The 20616-nt window shown below is 41.5% G+C and carries 11 protein-coding genes; 9 read left to right on the forward strand and 2 right to left on the reverse strand.

Going from position 1 to position 20616, the window contains the following annotated elements; translation table 11 throughout:
- Position 1: 1 nt before the first annotated feature.
- Entirely contained in the window at positions 2–925 is a 924-nt protein-coding gene (locus C511_RS0105325) for an amidohydrolase family protein (RefSeq protein ID WP_024996366.1), read from the reverse strand.
- A gap of 11 nt (positions 926–936) precedes the next feature.
- Complete coding sequence (locus C511_RS0105330) at positions 937–1869, reverse strand: aldo/keto reductase (RefSeq protein ID WP_024996365.1); 933 nt, start codon at positions 1867–1869, stop codon at positions 937–939.
- A 178-nt stretch (positions 1870–2047) separates the two neighbouring features.
- On the opposite strand from C511_RS0105330, the gene C511_RS0105335 reads away from it, so the two are divergent.
- The 9 genes from C511_RS0105335 (at position 2048) to xyn10D/fae1 (ending at position 20555) form a co-directional block, all read left to right on the forward strand.
- Positions 2048–3082, forward strand: coding sequence for a LacI family DNA-binding transcriptional regulator (locus C511_RS0105335; RefSeq protein ID WP_024996364.1), 1035 nt, complete (start codon positions 2048–2050; stop codon positions 3080–3082).
- A 226-nt stretch (positions 3083–3308) separates the two neighbouring features.
- Positions 3309–5045: a glycoside hydrolase family 43 protein gene (locus C511_RS0105340; protein ID WP_024996363.1), complete on the forward strand. Its 1737-nt coding sequence runs from the start codon at positions 3309–3311 to the stop codon at positions 5043–5045.
- 136 nt (positions 5046–5181) lie between these two features.
- The gene (locus C511_RS0105345) at positions 5182–8310 is read left to right on the forward strand and encodes a SusC/RagA family TonB-linked outer membrane protein (RefSeq protein ID WP_024996362.1); all 3129 of its coding nucleotides are present in this window, start codon (positions 5182–5184) and stop codon (positions 8308–8310) included.
- Positions 8311–8322: 12 nt separating this feature from the next.
- Positions 8323–10188 carry a RagB/SusD family nutrient uptake outer membrane protein gene (locus tag C511_RS0105350; RefSeq protein ID WP_027317901.1) on the forward strand — a complete coding sequence of 622 codons (1866 nt, stop codon included), beginning with the start codon at positions 8323–8325 and terminating at the stop codon, positions 10186–10188.
- Between the two features lie 29 nt (positions 10189–10217).
- Entirely contained in the window at positions 10218–13046 is a 2829-nt protein-coding gene (locus tag C511_RS0105355; RefSeq protein ID WP_024996361.1) for a SusC/RagA family TonB-linked outer membrane protein, read from the forward strand.
- Between the two features lie 42 nt (positions 13047–13088).
- A complete protein-coding gene (locus tag C511_RS0105360; RefSeq protein WP_024996360.1) occupies positions 13089–14885 on the forward strand; it encodes a RagB/SusD family nutrient uptake outer membrane protein in 1797 nt (598 codons plus the stop codon).
- Positions 14886–14927: 42 nt separating this feature from the next.
- A complete protein-coding gene (locus tag C511_RS0105365; protein ID WP_024996359.1) occupies positions 14928–15950 on the forward strand; it encodes a DUF5627 domain-containing protein in 1023 nt (340 codons plus the stop codon).
- A gap of 32 nt (positions 15951–15982) precedes the next feature.
- Positions 15983–18244, forward strand: a complete 2262-nt coding sequence (locus C511_RS0105370) for an endo-1,4-beta-xylanase (protein ID WP_024996358.1) — start codon at positions 15983–15985, stop codon at positions 18242–18244.
- A gap of 160 nt (positions 18245–18404) precedes the next feature.
- Positions 18405–20555 (forward strand): bifunctional endo-1,4-beta-xylanase/feruloyl esterase, encoded by a 2151-nt coding sequence (gene xyn10D/fae1 / locus C511_RS0105375; RefSeq protein WP_024996357.1) that lies wholly within the window; start codon positions 18405–18407, stop codon positions 20553–20555.
- The last annotated feature ends 61 nt before the right edge of the window (positions 20556–20616 follow it).

A 20616-nucleotide genomic window follows, 5' to 3' on the forward strand; every position in this document is an offset into this window, starting at 1 on the left:
TTTATTCAGACATATTTTTGATATAGGGTAATGTGGGCAGAACGCCGAATCCATAGAACTTTTTGGCATTTTCGCCTAAAAAGAGATGTTTCTCGTTCTCCGTCAATTCTGATGATTTCACAAGGAAGTCATAAGACATCTTATAGGTTATAGCCGTGATGGTACGTGGATAATCAGAGCCCCACATCAGCTTTTCCATTCCTACTAAGTCGGCTGCTTCACGAATGGCTTTCACCGCTCCTTTAAAGGGATAGAATTCATCATTGAACAACCAGGTAATACCTCCTGATTCAACCATAACGTTAGGATGGCGAGCCAAGAGTATTTGCTCTTTCCAATCGGGACGCGTTACCATACCGAAATGTCCGATAGCAATCTTCAGATGAGGGCATTCTTGAATTATCTCCTCCATCTCGGGCACTTGCTCTGCACCATCAGCTAAGTCGATAGAGAGTATAATGTTATGCTCTTCCATCAAATGAAAAAGTTGCATCATTTCTTCGCTGTTTAGCATCACTCTTCCATCTTTCAGAAGAAGACGTTGAGCCGGTATTTTAATGGCTTTAAAACCTTTGGATATAAGTTCTTTAGCCTGGTTTAAAAAACCGGGTTTACGAAATTCGCACATGCCGCATACAAGAAAGCGGTCCGGGTAACGACTTGCTACTTCGCTGAGGTAGTCGTTCTGTATTCCGTCAATATATTCTTGCGTGATAACAGCCGCAGAAACTTGTGCGTAATCCATATTCGACAAGAATACTTCGGCCGTATTTTTTCCGTCAATCATAAACGGGGGTAACATTTGGCGTACTTCGTTCAAGAAAAAGGAACGTCCGTTTTCAAGAGTACGCACCGGTAGTCCGTCAACTACTGTGTCTTGCCGGAGCCACAAGTGTGCATGTGCATCAATGATTGTGTATTCCATACAACTGTCTATTATGAATTAGCCCAGCTTACTCGTTGCTGATCACCAATGATTTCGCGTACCTCATTTACGAGTTCATTGTCCATCTCTTCTTCAATCCAGGCAACATTCTTTTTTACGTTTTCGGGATTGGCTGTACTGAACAGTGTGGTGGTAACTCGCGGATTGTTAACAGAGAACTGCATCGCAAGCTTTTCTATGGGGTAGTTTTTCGCCTTACAATGTTCCATGGCTCTCTTGCATGCTTCAATTAAGGATACAGGGGCCGGATGCCAAGCGGGGACGCCTCTTTCGGATAGCATACCCATAGAGAGAGGAGAAGCGTTGATTATTCCGATTTCCTTTGATTCAAAATAGTCAAGAAAGTCTGCTAGCTTATCATCGCACAAGCAATAGTGACAGAAATTGAGTACAGATTCCACTGTTCCGCTTGGAACATGATCAATTACCCATTTCAGGTTTTCAAGCTGCAGATCTGTTATTCCCACGTGTTTTACAATGCCTTGTTCGCGTAGCTCAACGAGCGCCGGTAATGTTTCGTTTACTATTTGGTTTAGATCAGCAAATTCAATATCGTGCACATTGATTAAATCAATGTAGTCAATATTCAAACGATCCATGCTCTCATAAACGCTTTCTTTAGCACGTTTTGCCGAGTAATCCCAAGTGTTAACACCATCCTTACCATAACGTCCTACTTTAGTAGAAAGGTAATAACTGTTACGAGGTATTTCTTTCAGTGCTTTTCCTAAAACTGTTTCGGCCTTGTAATGTCCGTAGTAAGGAGAAACATCAATGAAGTTCATACCCGTTTCAATGGCGGTAAATACGCTTTGTATTGCCTCTTTTTCTTTAATGTCGTGGAATACTCCCCCAAGTGAAGAAGCTCCGAAACTAAGAGATGAAACTTTCATCCCGGTTTTGCCGATCTCACGGTATTGCATATTTAAAGTATTTATGGGTTTCTAATTAAGGCAAATGTATGAAGTAAACCGTTTGAGGCTCATGTAAGCAGGTTAAAAACTAACGTAATGGTTTACGTAAAAAAAAATAACGTAATATGCTTTCCGAAATATAAATGGAAATGTTTTCTTTGCATAGAATATAGAAATGATGCCGAATATGAAAAGTCAGAAACATACGTCACTCAAAGATATAGCTCAGGCATTGGGTGTATCTGTTCCTACTGTGTCGAGAGCTTTGAAGGACAGTCCTGATATCAGTAGAGCCCTTTGTGAAAAAGCTAAATGGATGGCACGGGAGATGAATTATCGCCCAAATCCTTTTGCACTAAGTCTTCGGAAAAATGCACCACGTATTATTGGGGTTGTGGTTCCTGATATTGTTACGCATTTCTTTGCTTCGATATTGAATGGGATAGAAAATATGGCAGTTAAGAATGGTTATTTTGTAATTATCACCACGTCGCACGAGTCATACGAACATGAAAAAAGAAATGTGGAGAACTTGGTGAATATGAGAGTAGAAGGTATTATTGCATGTTTATCTCAGGAAACAACGGATTATACCCACTTTGCCGAGCTGAAAGATATTAATATGCCTCTTATTATGTTCGATCGTGTTTGTTTGACGGATCAATTCTCTTCAGTAGTTGCCGATGGAGAACATTCTGCACAAATGGCAACCCAGCATTTACTTGATAACGGATGCAAGCGTGTGGCGTTTATAGGAGGAGCCAATCATCTCGACATTGTTAAAAGAAGAAAGCATGGTTATTTAGAGGCATTGCGGAATAACAAGATACCGATTGAAAAAGAGCTGGTCGTTTGCCGGAAGATCGATTACGAAGAGGGGAAAATTGCAGCTCAGACTCTTTTAGCATTACCAAATCCTCCTGATGCGATTCTGGCTATGAATGATACATTGGCTTTTGCGGCAATTGAAGTAATTAAAAGCCACGGTCTTCGTGTTCCTAATGATATAGCATTGATTGGCTATACAGATGAGCAACATGCCAACTATATTGAGCCCAAACTTTCTGCTGTTTCGCATCAGACTTATGAAATGGGTGAGACAGCTTGTCTGTTGTTGATTGATCAGATAAGAGGCGATAAGGCCATTCGGCAAGTTATGATTCCTACGCATTTACAGATAAGAGAAAGCAGCATAAAGAATAAGCTGGATTTCAATAAATAAAACAGGAATGGACTAAATGATTGATTTACAGAGTTTTAACTATAGTTACGTAACATGTGCTAATGATAATGTAACATAAAAAATCATTCTGTAACACCTCTTTAAATTCGTGTATCATCTTTTTTGAATCTCTTAAAAAAGGTATTATACTTTTGTGCTTCGAATGTGTAGCCCTTCTGGACTGCGCAAAGATTTAAGGTTACTAATAAGCCATATTCGAAGTACTATGAAGAATAAACAATCTCTGAAATTAAGGTCGGCTGTGCTGTTGTCAGCATGTGTATTAGGTTTTTACACGGTATCATGCAGCTCTTTGCATAAGGACAAGGGTTTGCCGGTAATAGGCAAGTCGGTAGCACTCTTCGATCATTTCAATTACAAAGGAGAAGATGATTTCTATGTTTCTAATCCTTTGCCAAGTGAAGACTCTTTCTACAATCCAATTTTACCGGGTTGGTATTCTGATCCCAGTATTTGTACTAATGGTGAAGGAGATTATTTTCTGGCAACTTCTACGTTTTCCTACTTTCCGGGAGTTCCTCTTTTTCATAGTAAAGATTTAGTGAACTGGAAACAAGTGAGTAACATCTTAAACAGACCATCACAATTGATGAATATGAAAGGTCAGCATGTGAGTGGTGGCATTTTTGCTCCGGCAATAGAGTATAATCCTCACAATAAGACTTATTACATGATAACAACGAATGTGGGTGCCGGAAACTTTTTTGTGAAAACTCAAGATCCTTTTGGTGATTGGTCAGATCCTATTATGTTACCTGAGGTGACTGGTATTGACCCTTCTTTCTTTTTTGATGATAACGGAAAGGCTTATATTGTTAATAACGATGATGCACCCGATAATAAACCGGAATATAGTGGGCATCGGACCATACGGGTGCAAGAATTTGATGTGCGTACTGACAAAACTGTTGGACCTCGTAAAGTATTGATAAATAAAGGCGCTCGCCCAGCTGATAAACCAATCTGGATTGAGGGACCACATCTTTATAAGATAAACGGGAGATATTTTCTGATGTCTGCCGAAGGAGGAACGAGCAATTGGCATTCAGAAGTCATTTTTAGTGGCGATTCTCCGATGGGCACATTTACTCCGTGGAAAAATAATCCGATACTAACACAGCGGCATTTAGACCCTTCTCGTCCTAATCCGGTGACATGTGCCGGTCACGCAGATATAATTCAAACGAAAGAAGGTGACTGGTGGGCAGTGTTCTTGGCATGTCGCCCCATTAATAATAAGTTTGAAAATTTAGGTCGTGAAACTTTTCTGATGCCTGTGAAGTGGAGTGAGGATGGTTTCCCCTATATGACTCAGGATGACGAATTAGTACCTCTAATAGTAAACCGAAAAGGTGTGAAGCGCGAGAAAGAAGTTACTTTCGGTAATTTTGAACGCAATGATACATTTGATTCTACTGCACTAAGTCTGGATTGGATGACGCTGCGTGCTCCTGCAATTGATTTGTATAATTTGGCTCAAACGCCGGGTTATTTAACTTTGAAATGTGCAAATATAAGTACTACTGAAAAAGATGTGCCTGCATATGTGTGTCGACGGATACAACACCATAAATTTGAATGTGATACACGTATGCTCTTCAATCCTTTTGATGATAAAGAAAAGGCAGGTCTACTATTATTTAAAGATGAATCACATCAATATTTCCTTTGCGTTGAGAAAGTGGGCGGTACTAAGCATATCTCTCTCAAATGGATTGGTGAATCTGAGAATAAAACATTGTATAGCCATAAAATAGATGATGAAATAACTGCAATAGACTTGAAAGTGATTTCAAGAGGTACCCATTTTGACTTTTATTACTCATCGGATCAAATCAATTGGAAATTATTATGTAAGAATATTGATGCCACGTATCTGTCAACTGCCACAGCAGGAGGATTTACCGGCACTACTATTGGCTTATATGCTACTTGTAAATAATTAAAATCATGTATTTTTTAATCTAAAAAAATGTACGCTTATGAAGGAAATGAATGATGGTAGTTAAATTATCTCTAGTTAATCTTTTAAAACAGTTATTGAATCTTCACTAATAGTAAACTTAAACTAATAGTAAATGAAAAATGTAGTAAAACAAATTCGAAAAATTCCCTTACTTGTTTTTTGCATGCTGTTGTACAGTTTGGCCATAACAGCGCAAACTGAAGTCATAGCAAAAGGAGTAGTCGTTGATGAAAACAACGAACCAATTATTGGAGCAAATATTGCGGTGAAAGGAAATAAATCAGTAGGTACCATAGCGGATCTAGATGGTAATTTCCAATTAAAAGTACCCAGCTCAAATTCAATTTTAGTAGTTTCATTCATTGGTATGACAACCAAAGAAGTTAAAGTCGGGACTGCTAAATCCATTAAAATTGTCCTGCAAGCTGATAATGTACAGTTGCAAGAAGTAGTAGTAGTAGGTTTTGGCCAGCAGAAGAAGGCGTCAGTGGTAGGTGCCATTGCACAGACTAATTCGAAGGCATTGGAACGTACAGGTGGTGTAACAAGTTTAGGTCAGGCCTTGACCGGTAATTTGCCGGGTGTAGTAACTATGACTACCACTGGTAAACCGGGTGATGAAGACCCGAAAATTACTATTCGTGGCGTTACGTCGTGGAATAGCAGTGACCCGTTGGTACTTGTTGATGGTGTTGAACGCCCTATGAGTAATGTCGATATTAACTCGGTGGCTTCTATATCCGTATTAAAGGACGCCTCTGCAACAGCTGTGTTTGGTGTACGTGGTGCTAATGGTGTAATCTTGATTACCACTAAGCGAGGTGAAGAGGGTAAAGCTGTAATCAATATCAATGCTAGTACAACATTGAAGACCTACTCTAAATTACCTGACATGATGGATTCCTATGATGCACTTGCGCTTCGTAATCAGGCTATAGAGAGTGAGTTGGCTTATCATCCTACTTCATGGAATTACTACTTATCACAAGATAGATTAAATAAATATCGTTATCCGGCTAATCAAGCTGAGGCAGAACGTTACCCAAACATGGATTGGGTGGACTATCTGCTGAAAGATGTGGCTACATCGTACAATGCCAACGTAAACATCAGTGGTGGTACGAAGTTCGTGAAATATTTTGCTGCTGCCGATTTTGCTCATGAGGGTGATATTTATAAAAAAGTGACTAATACGAAAGGTTATGATCCGGGATTCAGCTACGACCGTATCAATGTACGTAGTAATCTTGATTTCAACTTGACAAAAACTACGAAACTGCATGTCAATCTTTCAGGATCACACGCTGTGAAAAAGGCTACGCAGGGCCAATACGAGAATTTGGTTTGGAGTGCTTTCTATGGCATTTCTCCCGATTCTTTTGTGCCGGTATATAGTGATGGTACTTTTGGTTACTATTATCCCAATCCTACGCAAGCTGCCACAAACAGTTACGAAGACCTTAGTGTAAACGGCATAGGTTATACTACCGACGATCGCTTGAATACCGATTTCACCTTAGAACAAGATTTAGGCTTTATACTGAAAGGTTTGAATGTACAGGCTAAATTGGCATTTGATAACGCTTTCCGTGAAACAGGTCGTGGTGTGGATGATACGAACGACTGGGAGAATGAGGCTCATAAGTGGATTGACCCAGAGACAGGTCTGGAATATACAGATATTAAACCCGATGCTTTGTATAAGTTCGACTTTAAGAACAACAATGCTTGGAGAACCGGTGCGGGTACAGTTCAAAACTGGGCTACCTACCGTCGTATGAACTACTCCGCACAATTGAACTACTCCAATAAATTTGGTGATCATACGGTAGGTGGTATGGGTAACTTCAGTCGCGAACAATATGCCACGGGTAGCGAACAGCCTCATTATCGTGAAAACTGGGTATTCCGTGGAACTTATGACTATGCGAGCCGCTATATGCTGGAATACAATGGTGCATACAATGGTTCTGAATTATTTGCCAAAGAAAACCGTTTTGCTTTCTTTAGTTCGGGTGCTATTGGATGGATGGTTTCAGAAGAACCTCTCGTAAAGAAACTGAATCTTAAATGGCTGGATATGTTGAAGTTGCGTGCTTCTTATGGACAGATTGGAGATGATAATGTAAACGGACGTTGGCTTTATATGGATACTTGGAATAATGGCGGTAACTATCGTCAGTCGTTGACGGGGGTTAATCCTGCTAAGAGTCCTTACATTTGGTGGCAACAAAGTCAATTAGGTAACAAAAACTTGCAATGGGAGGTGGCTACCAAACTTGATATTGCTGCTGATTTCGCCTTGTTTGGTGGGGTGATTTCAGGTTCGTTCGACTACTTTAAAGAGAAACGTTCTGATATTTTGGTTACCGGTGATAAACGTGCTGTTCCTTCATATTTTGGCGCTTCTGCTCCTGTAGCTAACCTTGGAAAAGTGGATAGTCAAGGATTTGAGTTTGACGTACGCTGGAACAAACAATTAAACCGTGACTGGCGTCTTTGGGGTAACGCTTCTCTGACCCATGCCACTAGTAAAATTAAGGAAGCAGACGATCCGAAGCTGAAACCCGACTATCAGAAAAAAGCTGATAAGGCTATTAATCAGAATTACTCGTATGTGGATCACGGTTACTACAATAGCTGGGATGAATTGTACGGTAGTACGGCCCATGATGAATATGATAGCGGTCGTAAACCGGGTAATTATGTTATTCTTGACTACGATGCCGATGGAATCATTTCTGTGAATGATAATATCCCTTACGGTTTTACCGGTACTCCTCAGAACACCATGAATCTTCAGGTTGGTTTCGACTATAAAGGCTGGAGTTTCTTTGTTCAGTTCTATAACGTGAACAACGTAAGCCGTTCTGTCGGGCTAAGAAGTTTAGGAGGTACACGTAATACTGCTTTTTATGAAGGCAGTTATTGGTCACCGAGCAATCAAAATGCAGATGTACCTTTGCCTCGTTGGCTAAACCAGACAAGCAGATATACCGACGGCACTCGCTTTCTCTTTGACGGCTCCTACACTCGTTTGAAGTATGCCGAGCTTTCATATACCTTCTCTGAGGAGAAGTGGCTGAAGGCGTCGGGACTGAGTAGCTTGAAATTGTTTGTTAACGGAAATAACCTCTTCTTATGGACCGACATGCCCGATGACCGTGAGTCGAATACCGGTGGAGCGAGTGCATACCCTACTCAACGTCGTTTCAATTTAGGTTTTAAAATCACACTTTAATTTGAAAGCAAGATGAAAAATAAGATTATTTACATACTTACCGTATTCTTCTTTTCGGGCTTCACGTTTACTTCGTGTACTGATTACTTGGATAGGGACTCGGACTCTGTACTATCCGAAGAAGATGCGTTTAAGAACTTCAACAACTTCCAGGGATTTGTAGAAGTGATGTATAACGTTATCCCTGATATAGCTAAACATAACTGGGTAAGTTCTTTTAACTGGGGAGATGATGAGGTCATAACTACGGGAAATGGTGAATATTTGATGGGTTATGCCATTGATGGTGGTAACTATCGTAGCTATATTAATAAAGGTGATTGTTTTTTAGATAGAAGCTGGAAAGTGGATGGGGACCGTTTTGCAAAATCTTTATGGGGTGGTAGTTGGTATGCCATTCGTCAGGCCAATATTGGTCTTGAAGCTTTACAGAAAGGCTTATTGAAGGATGCCACACAGGAAGAACGCAATTTTATAGAAGGTCAGCTGTACTTTTTCCGTGCTTGGTTCTACTTCCAGCTTACAACTTATTGGGGTGGTTTGCCCTATATAGAAAGTGTTCTCGCTTCTGATGCACAATTTAACTTACCGCGTGAAAGTTATCAAGAGAACGCTGAAAAAATGGCAGCTGACTTTCAGCGTGCTGCTGATTTGCTTCCAATTGACTGGGACAATACCCCTGCAGGTAGTCGTACGAAAGGAAACAATGCTTTTCGTCCTAACAAGATTTGGGCACTCTCATATTTAGGCAAGTGCTTGCTCTATGCCGGTAGCCCTTTGATGCAGAATGGTGGTGAAAACGACAATCGTTCATATAATGCTGATTATTGCAAACGTGCAGCCGATGCTTTGGGTAAGGTACTTACTATGGTTGAGGGCGGTCAAACTCAATACGCTTTGGTTAGCTTTGATAAATACAGCACACTATTTTATACCAAAGAACAGAACTGGCTGATGCCGGGTGGTACGGAGGCCATTATGCGTAGCCCTACGTACGGTGCGGATTCTTATTGGCGTCAGATGAACTCTTATCAACTTTCATACATTTGTGATGGTGATGGTATTATTTTATGTCCTGCTGCTAACTATGTAAACTATTTTGGTATGGCAAATGGATTGCCGCTTAATGACTCCAACTCAGGATTCAGTAATTCACAACCTTGGAAGGATCGCGATCCACGTTTCTACAATAACTTTATTTACGATGGTGTGAAGATGATTAAGGCTCCATCGGCTGAACGTAAAAGATACCAGTACGCCAATCTTTACGAAGGAGGTAACAGTTCCGATAGCCCTAGTAAAACCAGCCGTACCGGTTATTTCAATTACAAATTCATTCCGTTAGGAGCTAATAAGGATGATTCGGATTATGGATATGGCAAGGCAACACACCTCCATTTATCTTGGTTGCGTTTGGCAGAAGTCTACTTGCTTTATGCCGAAGCTGCTGCCCAAGGCTATGGTTCACCTACCGGCAAGTCTCCTACTTTCACAAAGAATGCCATAGAAGCAGTCAACGTAATTCGTGAACGGGCAGGTGTAAGTGGTGTAGCCGACAGTTACACCAGTGACTTGGAAAAATTTATGGGTGAAGTTCGTCGTGAGCGTGCCGTTGAACTGGCCTACGAAGGGCATCGTTTCAACGACTTACGTCGCTGGAAATTATTGACCGTGTATCCTTATAATATTAAGACTACGCAAAAATTTGACCGTGCGGAGGCGTTCAATCCCGAAACCAACCCTAAAGAACGCAAGGTTGTTAACTTCCGTGAAGAGATTGTGACACAGCGTAACCTTTCAGGCAAACACTATTGGTTACCGTTCAAGACAGACGATGTAACGATGTATCCGGAGTTTAATCAAAATCCCGGTTGGTAATGGTTTTATTAACGTAAAAACTATAAAAAATGAAACATATATATAAAGGACTTGTATTTTGTGCGGCGTTTGCTTTCGCTCACACACATATTGCCGCCCAAGAGACGCTGGTCGACTTGCTTGAAGCTACCAAAGCCGATTCGCTTCAAAAGGTGCAAGTGGCATTCCGTTCCTTAGACCGAAGCGATTTGCTGGGAGGCGTATCAGTCATTGATATGAAGGCTATGTCAGAAAAAGCATATACAAACTATAGTTTGAGCCTAGTTGACAATGTCGTGGGTGGTTTCAATGGCAATATTTGGGGAAATAGCGAATACCTCGTTATGGTAGACGGTATGGTGCGTGATGCAAACAATGTACTTCCGCATGAAATAGATCAGATAACTCTCTTAAAAGGCGCCTCGGCCGTAGTGCTTTATGGTCCGCGTGCTGCTAAAGGTGTTATCAGCATAACTACCAAACGTGGTAAAGTAGGCGATCTCAGAATCAATGTTAATGCTAATACAGGTTTTTATACTCCCAAGTCTTATCCCAAATATCTGGGTTCAGCAGAGTATATGAGTCTCTACAACGAAGCCCGTGTAAACGATGGTTTGGCTGCTAATTACTCGCAGGAAGCCATTTATAATCATGCATCTGGTTTAAATCCTTATCGCTATCCTGACTTTGATATGTATTCTTCTGATTACCTGAAGAAAGCGTACAACCGTTCTGAAGCGGTAGCCGAAATATCAGGCGGTAACGAAAAAGTAAAGTATTATACTTCTACAGGTTACTATCGTGAGTCATCACTTCTTAAGGTGGGCAATACGGAGGATAATTACAACAGCCGTTTTTTTGTACGTGGAAATGTAGATATGCAGTTGCATAAACTTATCACCGCACAGGCTGATGCCAATGTTACTTTCTATGATTCTTATGCGGCAAGTGTTGACTGGTGGGGGCAAGCTGCTACGTTGCGCCCGCACTTGGTGTCGCCGTTTATCCCTCTGAGTTACATAGAAGAAACTGATCAGAATTCATTGAATGCTGTGCTTAATAGTAGTTATATCAAAGATGGTAAATACTTTTTTGGCGGTACGCAGCAGAACCCTACTAATCCGGTTGCCAATGCTTATGCGGCTGGAGACAGTAAGTTTGTGAGTCGCCAGTTTCAGTTTAATACACGCTTTGATATTAATCTTTCTCCATTGCTTAAAGGACTTTATTTTCGTGCTAAATATGGTATAGACTATGCTTCTACCTACAACCAAGGTTATACAAGCAAATATGCTACTTTTTCACCCGTATGGACCAATTACAATGGTAAGGATGTCATTGCTAGTATTACGCAGTATGGTAAGGATGAGAAGAGTGGCAGTGAAAATATTGATAATTCAGCTTATAGATATACCTATAATGTATCCGGTCAGTTTGATTACCAGCGTACTATTAACGCCGACCATAATGTTTTTGCCATGATTTTAGCTAATGCTTGGCAGACACAACGAAGCGGGCATTATCATCGCACTACCAATGCCAATTTAGGTTTTCAGGCATCGTATAACTATCAACATAGATACTATGCAGACTTTAGCGTTGCAATGCCTTATTCGACCAAGTTGCCAGAAGGCAAGCGCATCGCTTATTCTCCCACTGTTACTTTGGGTTGGAATTTAGCAAAAGAGTCATTTATGGAAAACTCCATCTTTGACGACTTGATGCTTACTGCTTCGGCAGGTATCATTAATCAGGATCTTGACATCACTGCTTCCGATAACGAAGATGGATATTATCTTTATAAGGCAGTTATACAATCGGGTGGTTGGTATAGTTGGGGTGATAACGGAGGTTTGGCTGCCACTGAGTTTCAACGTGGTAACAATCCTGATATGACCTATGTGAAACGTAAAGAGTTGACAGCAGGTTTGCGTGGTTCTATGTGGGATAAGTTGATAAGTTTTGATGTTAACTTTTTCACAAGCAAGATGGATGGTGGATTGGTTCGTACCAATTCGTTGTACCCCAATTACTTTACGCAGACCGGTTATCCGTCATCATCTATCATTCCTTACGTAAACTTTAATGTAGATCAGCGTACGGGATTTGATTTCAGTGTGTATACAAATAAAAAGGTAGGTGAAGTTGAACTAACTCTTGGAGTAAGCGGTATGTACTATAAGAGCACGGCTAAAAAACGCGATGAGAATGTCGAGTTCGATTATTTATCAGCTGTAGGTCGTGCCTTGAATGGACATTGGGGGTTGCAGAGCGAAGGTTTTTTCCAGAATCAATCTGAAATCGACGCTGCTCCTGATCAGACATTTGGAGATGTGAAGCCAGGCGATATTCGTTATAAGGATCAAAATAATGATAATAAGATTGACAATAATGACCGCGTGTTTTTAGGTCGTTGGGATTCTCCTTTTATGAGTGGCGTCAACCTTACCGCTAAGTGGCGTAATTTTACTCTCTATGCGATGGGTAAACTCTACATGGGTGGCTACGGTATGAAAAACAATTCATATTATTGGGTCAAGGGAGACGGCAAATATTCGGAAGTGGTGCGCAATCGTTGGACACCCGAGACAGCAGCTACTGCTACCTATCCACGGTTGACTACGACTGATGGTGCGAATAATTTCCGTACTTCTGACTTCTGGATGTACAAGAATGACCGCTTTAACCTCACTCAAGTACAACTAACGTACCAGATGCCTGAAAAAGTGTTGGAAGGAACTTTCATCAAAGGTTTGAGCTTTTTTGCCAATGCAAACAATCTGCTTACCATTGCGAAAGAACGAAAAGCTTTGGAACTGAATGTGGGCAGTGCACCTCAAACACGCTTCTACCAACTTGGTTTTAAGGGAACTTTCTAAAAAATGATAAATTTAATAATCAAGATTGAAAAATAAGAAGTTATGAAACTAAAAAATATCATCTTATCAGCAGCCTTAGTGGTGACATTCTCTGCTTGCGACGATTTATTTGAGCCGACAATAGAGAACCATAAAGATGCTGCAGATTTGGAAAACATGCCTTCGTGGGCTGTTGGCTTGCTGGGGCATGCCTATATCAGTAATCCGCTGGGTGAAAATGCCAACTCTTGGAAGTTTACTGATGTAGCTACCGATGATGCTGTATCCAATGATATAGGAAATTCTTATCTGAAGATGGCAACAGGTTCTTGGCGTGCTGATAATAATCCCATGGACAATTGGCAATATTTGCGTGCATCATGGCAATATCTTAATCAGTTTTTGGAAATCTCCGAAAATGTAGAATGGGCTAGAGATCAGGTCGCATCCGACCTTTTCAAAAAACGTTTCCAAGGTGATGCCTATGGTATGCGTGCGCTCTATATGTATCACTTGTTGATGAGTTGTGCCGGATGGAGTGCTGACGGACAATTATTGGGTATTCCTATCCTGAAAGAATCAGAGAATATTAATTCAGACTTTAATAAACCTCGTAATACTTTTCGTGAATGTCTTGATCAACTGAATCAGGACGTAGAAAAAGCCATTGAAATGCTTCCCGAAGAGTATGGTGATGTAAATGGTGCAAGCAATGTGCCCGCAAAATACACTCAGATGGGAGCTGACCCTAGTCAGTACAATCGTGTGTTTGGTGACCATGCCAAGAATCGTATGAGTGCTCGTGTGGCTCGTGCTATTCGTGCTCAAGCAGCTCTGCTCGCAGCAAGTCCTGCCTACAGCGAAGGGTCTGGAGTTACTTGGGAACAGGCTGCTAATAGCATGGCTGAAGTGCTTGCCAATCTTGGTAGCGACCCTATAGCGAATATTGATCCCACAGGTAACAAATGGTACGAGGATGCTAACGGTATTAAGAATCTGGTAGCAGGCTACAATCGTCCCGAATTCCTGTGGCGCAGCAACAAGAATGAAAGTGCTGATCTTGAAAAAGATCAATATCCTCCTTCACTCTTTGGCAAGGGGCGTGTTAATCCTTCGCAGAACTTGGTTGACGCATTTCCATCACTGACCGGTTACCCGATTAGCGACTCGCGGAGTGGATACGATGCACAGAATCCGTATGCTAATCGTGACCCTCGCTTAGCGCTATATATAATATATAATGGTAGTAAGGCCGGTACGAATAAGAGTGTTATTACGACTGCTTTCGATGGTAGCAATAACGATGCAATGAACAAGTTCGACGGTGCTTCTACACGCACTGGTTACTATTTACGCAAGTTCTTGGATATGAACGTGAATGCTAATCCTAGCAATACCACTAATGGTTACCATATTAAGCCTTGGATTCGTTACACCGAGATTTTTCTTGGTTATGCTGAAGCAGCCAATGAGGCTTGGGGACCACAAGGCAAAGGAAGTAATAGCTACTCGGCTTACGATGTGATTAAAGCTATTCGCAAACGTGCCGGTATCGGTGAAAATGGTGATGATCCTTATCTGGAATTCGTAAAAGGCGATAAAGACAAGATGCGTGAACTTATTCGCAATGAACGTCGCCTAGAACTTTGCTTCGAAGGTTTCCGCTTTTGGGATTTGCGTCGCTGGAAGGTGGATATCAGCAAGTTGAACGAAACCGTAAAGGGCATGAAGATTACGGGAACTAACCATGAAGTGGTAGATGTAGAAAAACGCGACTACAAGGACTATATGTATTACGGTCCTGTACCTTATAGCGAAATGTTGAAGTTTGATGCTCTCATCCAGAATAAAGGATGGTAACGTGTAAACGAATTTATATAAACTGAATAAATGAAAATAGCAATGAAAAAATCATTCCTAATAATAGCCGCTATGATGGGAGCCCTATTCACTGCATGTGAAAACGGTGACTGGGAGTTCCCTGATTATAAGTATTCTGCGGTTTACTTTGCCTATCAAAGTCCTATACGCACCATCACATTGGGCGAGGATAAGACTGTGGACAACTCGTTGGACAACGAACACAAATGTCAGATTATGGCAACAATTGGCGGTGTATACGAGAACAAGGGCGATGTAGAAATTGGTATTCGCGTAGATAATTCGTTGTGCGATGGTTACACTTTTGAAAGCACAGGTGGTGATGTAGAACCTTTACCGGCTTCTCACTATACATTGAGTGCTGACAAGATTGTCATCAAGAAGGGGCAAGTACTAGGCGGTGTCACAGTAAATCTAACCGATGCATTCTTTAATGACCCCAAATCGACGAGTTTGAATTATGTTATCCCTGTAGTGATGACCAATGTTAAGAACGCAGACTCTATTTTGGTGGGAAAACCTTCAGTTGATACTCCCCATCGCATGAAAAAAAGCGATTGGGAAGTGCAACCTAAAGACTACGTTCTTTATGCTGTGAAGTACATTAGCAAGTATGATTCACACTACCTGCGACGGGGTATTGATACATATAGTGGCAATAAAATCGGTACAGAAGTTCGCCATGCAGCTTATGTAGAGAAAGACGAAGCTATTGCCGGATTCAGTACAGTAGGGCTGAATAAAGTGCAGTGGGCTCGTCCTACCCGCAACACAGCCGGAGAGATTATTGACAGCAAGTTACTGCTGACTTTTGACGAAAGTGGCAACTGTATCATTACTTCCAATTCTCAAGGTGTAGTAGCTAGCGGTAGTGGTAAGTTCGTTGTTAAAGGTGAGAAAAAAAGCTGGGGTAACGAAGACCGTGATGCACTTTATTTGGATTACACCATGGATTATGACGGTATTCATTGTGCTACTAAAGATACCTTAGTCGTACATTATCGTGGTGTGAAAGCTGAATGGTTCACTCCTTTGAAGAAATAATGATCAGGTTTCTTATTAAAAAAAGTATTTATATGAAACATACAAAAAAAATATTAGGAACAATGCTTTTAACAGCTGCTGCTGTTGCTGTCACTTCTTGTGTGGACGACAGCAAGTTGCTGTTTGCTTTTGAGAAGCCTGCCTCTATTGCAGGTATGGAATATCTCAACGAGTATGACGCATTGAAAACTTATGTAAACAGCAGTGCTAATCCCAACTTTAAGTTGGGAATTGCACTGACTGCTGATGACTATATTGCAGGTGGTTTGGTAACACGTCTAGCTAATTCTAACTTCCAGGAAATGACGGCTGGAAACGCTATGAAATATGCTTCGTGCGTGGCAGATGACGGCACGATGAATTTTGGAACCGTAGAGAAATTTGTCGCTGCTGCTAAAGCAGGAGGACTTACCATTTATGGACATACATTAGCTTGGCATGCACAACAGAATAATAAGTATTTAAATTCGCTGATTAAAGATAAGGAGTTGCCTCCATCTCAGGGTGTAGGAAATTGTTTACATATTAAAACCTCAGAGGCTAAGACAAATCCTTGGGATTGGCAAATTTTCTATGATTTGGCTTCTCCTCTTCTAGCAGGGAAGACTTATTCATTTTCTATGCGTACAAAAGCCTCAGCAGCCACTACGTTCCCACTGTGGATAGAAACTCCAGGAGCTAAAAATACTAATTACGGATTACCTCAGATCTCTGCAGGAACTACGTGGAGTGTGATAAGTTTTGAGTTTACATCTCGTAGCGATTGTTCACGCTTGTTGTTTAACTTTGGAAAATTTGGCGGTGATCTTTACTTTGACGATATAGTGCTTGTTGAGAAAGGTGATAGTCATAACATGTTTAGTAATGGAACTTTCGAAGAGGGTGATCTTCATTCAAAGTGGAGCAAACCTGGTTGGCATAGTTATACTTATGGGATTGAACCGGCGCCTGGTGATGCTGCAGTAGATATCTATACGGACATTATAACCAATGGTGATGCAGAGGGTAGCGCTGTAACTAACTTTATTTCCACTCACGTGGGTGGTTCTAATAGTGCTTGTAACATCGTTGACGGTGTAGGTAAAGATGGTAGTCGTGCTTTCGTAGTGACTTCCGCAGGTGGTGGAGCAAACAGCTGGGATACTCAGTTCTTTATCTATGCTAACCGTCCGTTGGTTGACAAAGAAGTAGTGCGCATCTCTTTTGACTACCGTGCAGATGTACCGAATAATTCAGAATCTCAGAGCCATGCAGCTCCTGGTGGTTATATTCATTATGATGCAGGGTGCGCTGTTAGCTTTACTACAAAATGGCAACATTTTGAAAAAACGATTACTGTTAACACTACCATTTCTCCTACCGGTAATATGCAAACTTTTGCATGGAATCTTGACGTAGGAGTGCCTAATGCGCCTGCAAATAAGTATTATTTTGATAATATTAAGTTGCAAATCGTAACTAAAGGTAACACCATTCCTCTTACTCCTGCAGAGAAAAAAGACACGCTTACATGGGCCATGAACAACTGGATAAACGGAATGATGAAAGCTACTGGTGGTTATGTTACTGCATGGGATGTCGTGAATGAAGCGATTGCTGGTGGGGGTGATGACGGCGAAGGTTTTTATCCTTTGCAGTCAGCGACTAATGTTAGTGCAGATGATGCTAAGAACAATTTCTACTGGCAAGACTATTTAGGTAGCGAAGACTACGTGCGTATTGCTGTAGCTGCTGCTCGCAAATATTATGCCGAGAATGGTGGCACCAATCCTTTGAGACTCTTTGTCAATGATTACAATTTGGAATCAGATTGGGATGACAACAAAAAGGTCAAGAGTTTGGTACACTGGATTGAGAAGTGGGAAGCTGACGGTGTGACGAAAATTGATGGTATCGGTACGCAGATGCACGTGAGTTGTCATGCCAATGCCGAGACGCAGAAGAGCAAGGAGGATCATGTGGTGAAGATGTTTGAAATTCTGGCAGAGAGTGGAAAACTCGTGAAGATTACTGAACTTGATATGGGCTATGTAGATGAGGAAGGCAATAGTGTGAAGACTGCGGATATGACTCAAGCACAACACAAGGCGATGTCTGAATACTACAAGTTCATTGTGAAAAAGTACTTCGAGATTATTCCTGTTGCTCAACAATATGGTATTACTCAGTGGTGTATCACCGATAGTCCTACCGGATCGGGTTGGCGCGGTGGTCAACCGGTAGGTCTCTGGGATGCAAACTACAACCGTAAACATACCTATGCTGGATTTGCAGACGGATTAGCAGGTAAGTAAGCCTCTCTAAATGATTGTCCGCATCACGCCGTAATCTGTGTTTCCATCTGTGTCGGAAACAGTAGGATAATACAGTTTATTGGATGTCATGCGGACAATTAATAAAGCGAGCTTCTGTAAAAGGAAGATATGCAATAAAAAACCTTTTAAAAACTATAAAATGAAACACTTGTTTAAGTTTTCCGTCTGTGCATTGACATTTGCCATGAGCACAGCTACCGGAACTGCACAAAATAGCGGAACGGGGTTGAAGGATGCTTATAAAGATTACTTCTCTATCGGTGTGGCTGTTAATATGCGCAACATTACGACACCTGAACAAATAGCGATCATTAAAAATGACTTTAATAGTATTACGGCGGAAAACGATATGAAGCCCCAACCCACTGAACCTGCTTATGGGCAGTTTAACTGGGAAAATGCTGATAAAATTGCAGACTTCTGCCGCAGTAACGGAATCAAACTCCGTGGACACTGTTTGATATGGCACTCTCAAATAGGACAATGGATGTATCAGGACGAAAAAGGAAATCCTGTGTCGAAAGAAAAATTGTTCGCCAACATGAAGCATCATATTACAGCTATCATGGAACGTTACAAAGATGTCGTATATGCGTGGGATGTGGTGAACGAGGCTATCTCTGATGGTGGATGGCAGGGGAGTAGACCGGGTATGGGACAGCAGTCTGGTCCATATCGCAATTCGCCTCTTTATCAGATAGCGGGTGACGAGTTTATTAAGAAAGCCTTTATATATGCTCGTGAAGTTGATCCTGATGTGTTACTCTTTTACAACGATTATAATGCGGCGGACCCAGGAAAGAGGGACCGTATCTACAACATGGTTAAAGCCATGAAAGAAGAGGGCGTGCCCATCGATGGTATTGGTATGCAGGGACATTATAATATCTATGGTCCGAGTATGGAAGATGTGGATGCCGCATTGACAAAGTATTCTACGATAGTGAAGCATATCCATATTACCGAGTTGGACATTCGTGCCAACGAGGAGATGGGAGGTCAACTTAACTTTAGCCGGGAAGCTGGTAATATCAGTCCGGTAGTGAAAACACTTCAGGAAGATCAATATGCGCGTCTGTTCCGTGTTCTTCGTAAGCACAAAGATGTGGTGGATAATGTCACTTTCTGGAATCTTTCAGATCGCGATTCATGGCTTGGTGCACGCAACTATCCCCTCCCTTATGACGAGAATTACAAGCCAAAACCCGTTTATAATATAATCAAGGATTTTGATCCGGCACTTGACGTTGCTGAAGTGAAAGAGGATTTCCGTCCTTCCACGCTTAACCAGCCCGGACAACAGTACCCGATGGTTAATTCGCAAGGATATGCAAGTTTCCGTGTAGTTGCTCCTGATGCCAAATCAGTTATCGTCAGTCTCGGATTAGGCGGTCGTGGCGGCACAGTGCTTCGTAAAGACAAGGAAGGTGTGTGGGTAGGAACTACAGATGGTCCAATGGATGAAGGATTTCATTATTATCACCTGACTATTGACGGCGGCGTGTTTAACGATCCGGGTACTCTGAATTATTACGGCTCTTGTCGGTGGGAGAGCGGTATCGAGATTCCGGCTCATGATAGTGATTTCTATGCAATGAAGCAGGTACCTCATGGAAATGTTCAGCAAGTTTATTTCTATTCCAAGAGTACAAACGCTCATCGTCGTGCGTTTGTCTATACACCGCCTACTTACGGTAAAGACAAGAAGAAATATCCTGTTCTCTACCTTCAGCACGGATGGGGAGAAGATGAAACAGCATGGTCCAATCAGGGATACGCAAATTTAATAATGGATAATCTGATTGCCGAAGGCAAGATTGCTCCGTTCATCATCGTAATGACGTATGGCATGACGAATGATATTAAATTTGGACGTCTAAATGAATTTACAGCCAAAGAATTTGAAACAGTATTGGTGGACGAGCTGATTCCTTATATTGATAGTAATTTTCGTACGCTGGCCGACAAGAAATACCGTGCCATGGCAGGGCTTTCTATGGGAGGATTCGAAACGAAATTGATAACCTTGCGACGACCGGAGATATTTAACTATTACGGACTATTGAGCGGAGGTACGTATGCACCAAGCGACATCAAAGACCAGAATCAGGTGAAATCTATCTTTATCAGTTGTGGTAGTAAAGAGAATCCAGATGGTGTGACTAAGGCGGTGAACGATCTTAAGGCTGCCGGATTAAAGGCGACATCTTATGTTTCTCCTGGTACAGCTCATGAATTCCTGACTTGGCGTAGAAGCCTATATCATATGGCGCAAGAGCTTTTCAAATAAGATATGAACCCAATGAAATTTGGATTATTGTATTTCATTGGGCTCACAATAAAGAAAGTAT

It is taken from the genome of Bacteroides graminisolvens DSM 19988 = JCM 15093 (assembly GCF_000428125.1).
GTDB classification, from domain to species: domain Bacteria; phylum Bacteroidota; class Bacteroidia; order Bacteroidales; family Bacteroidaceae; genus Bacteroides; species Bacteroides graminisolvens.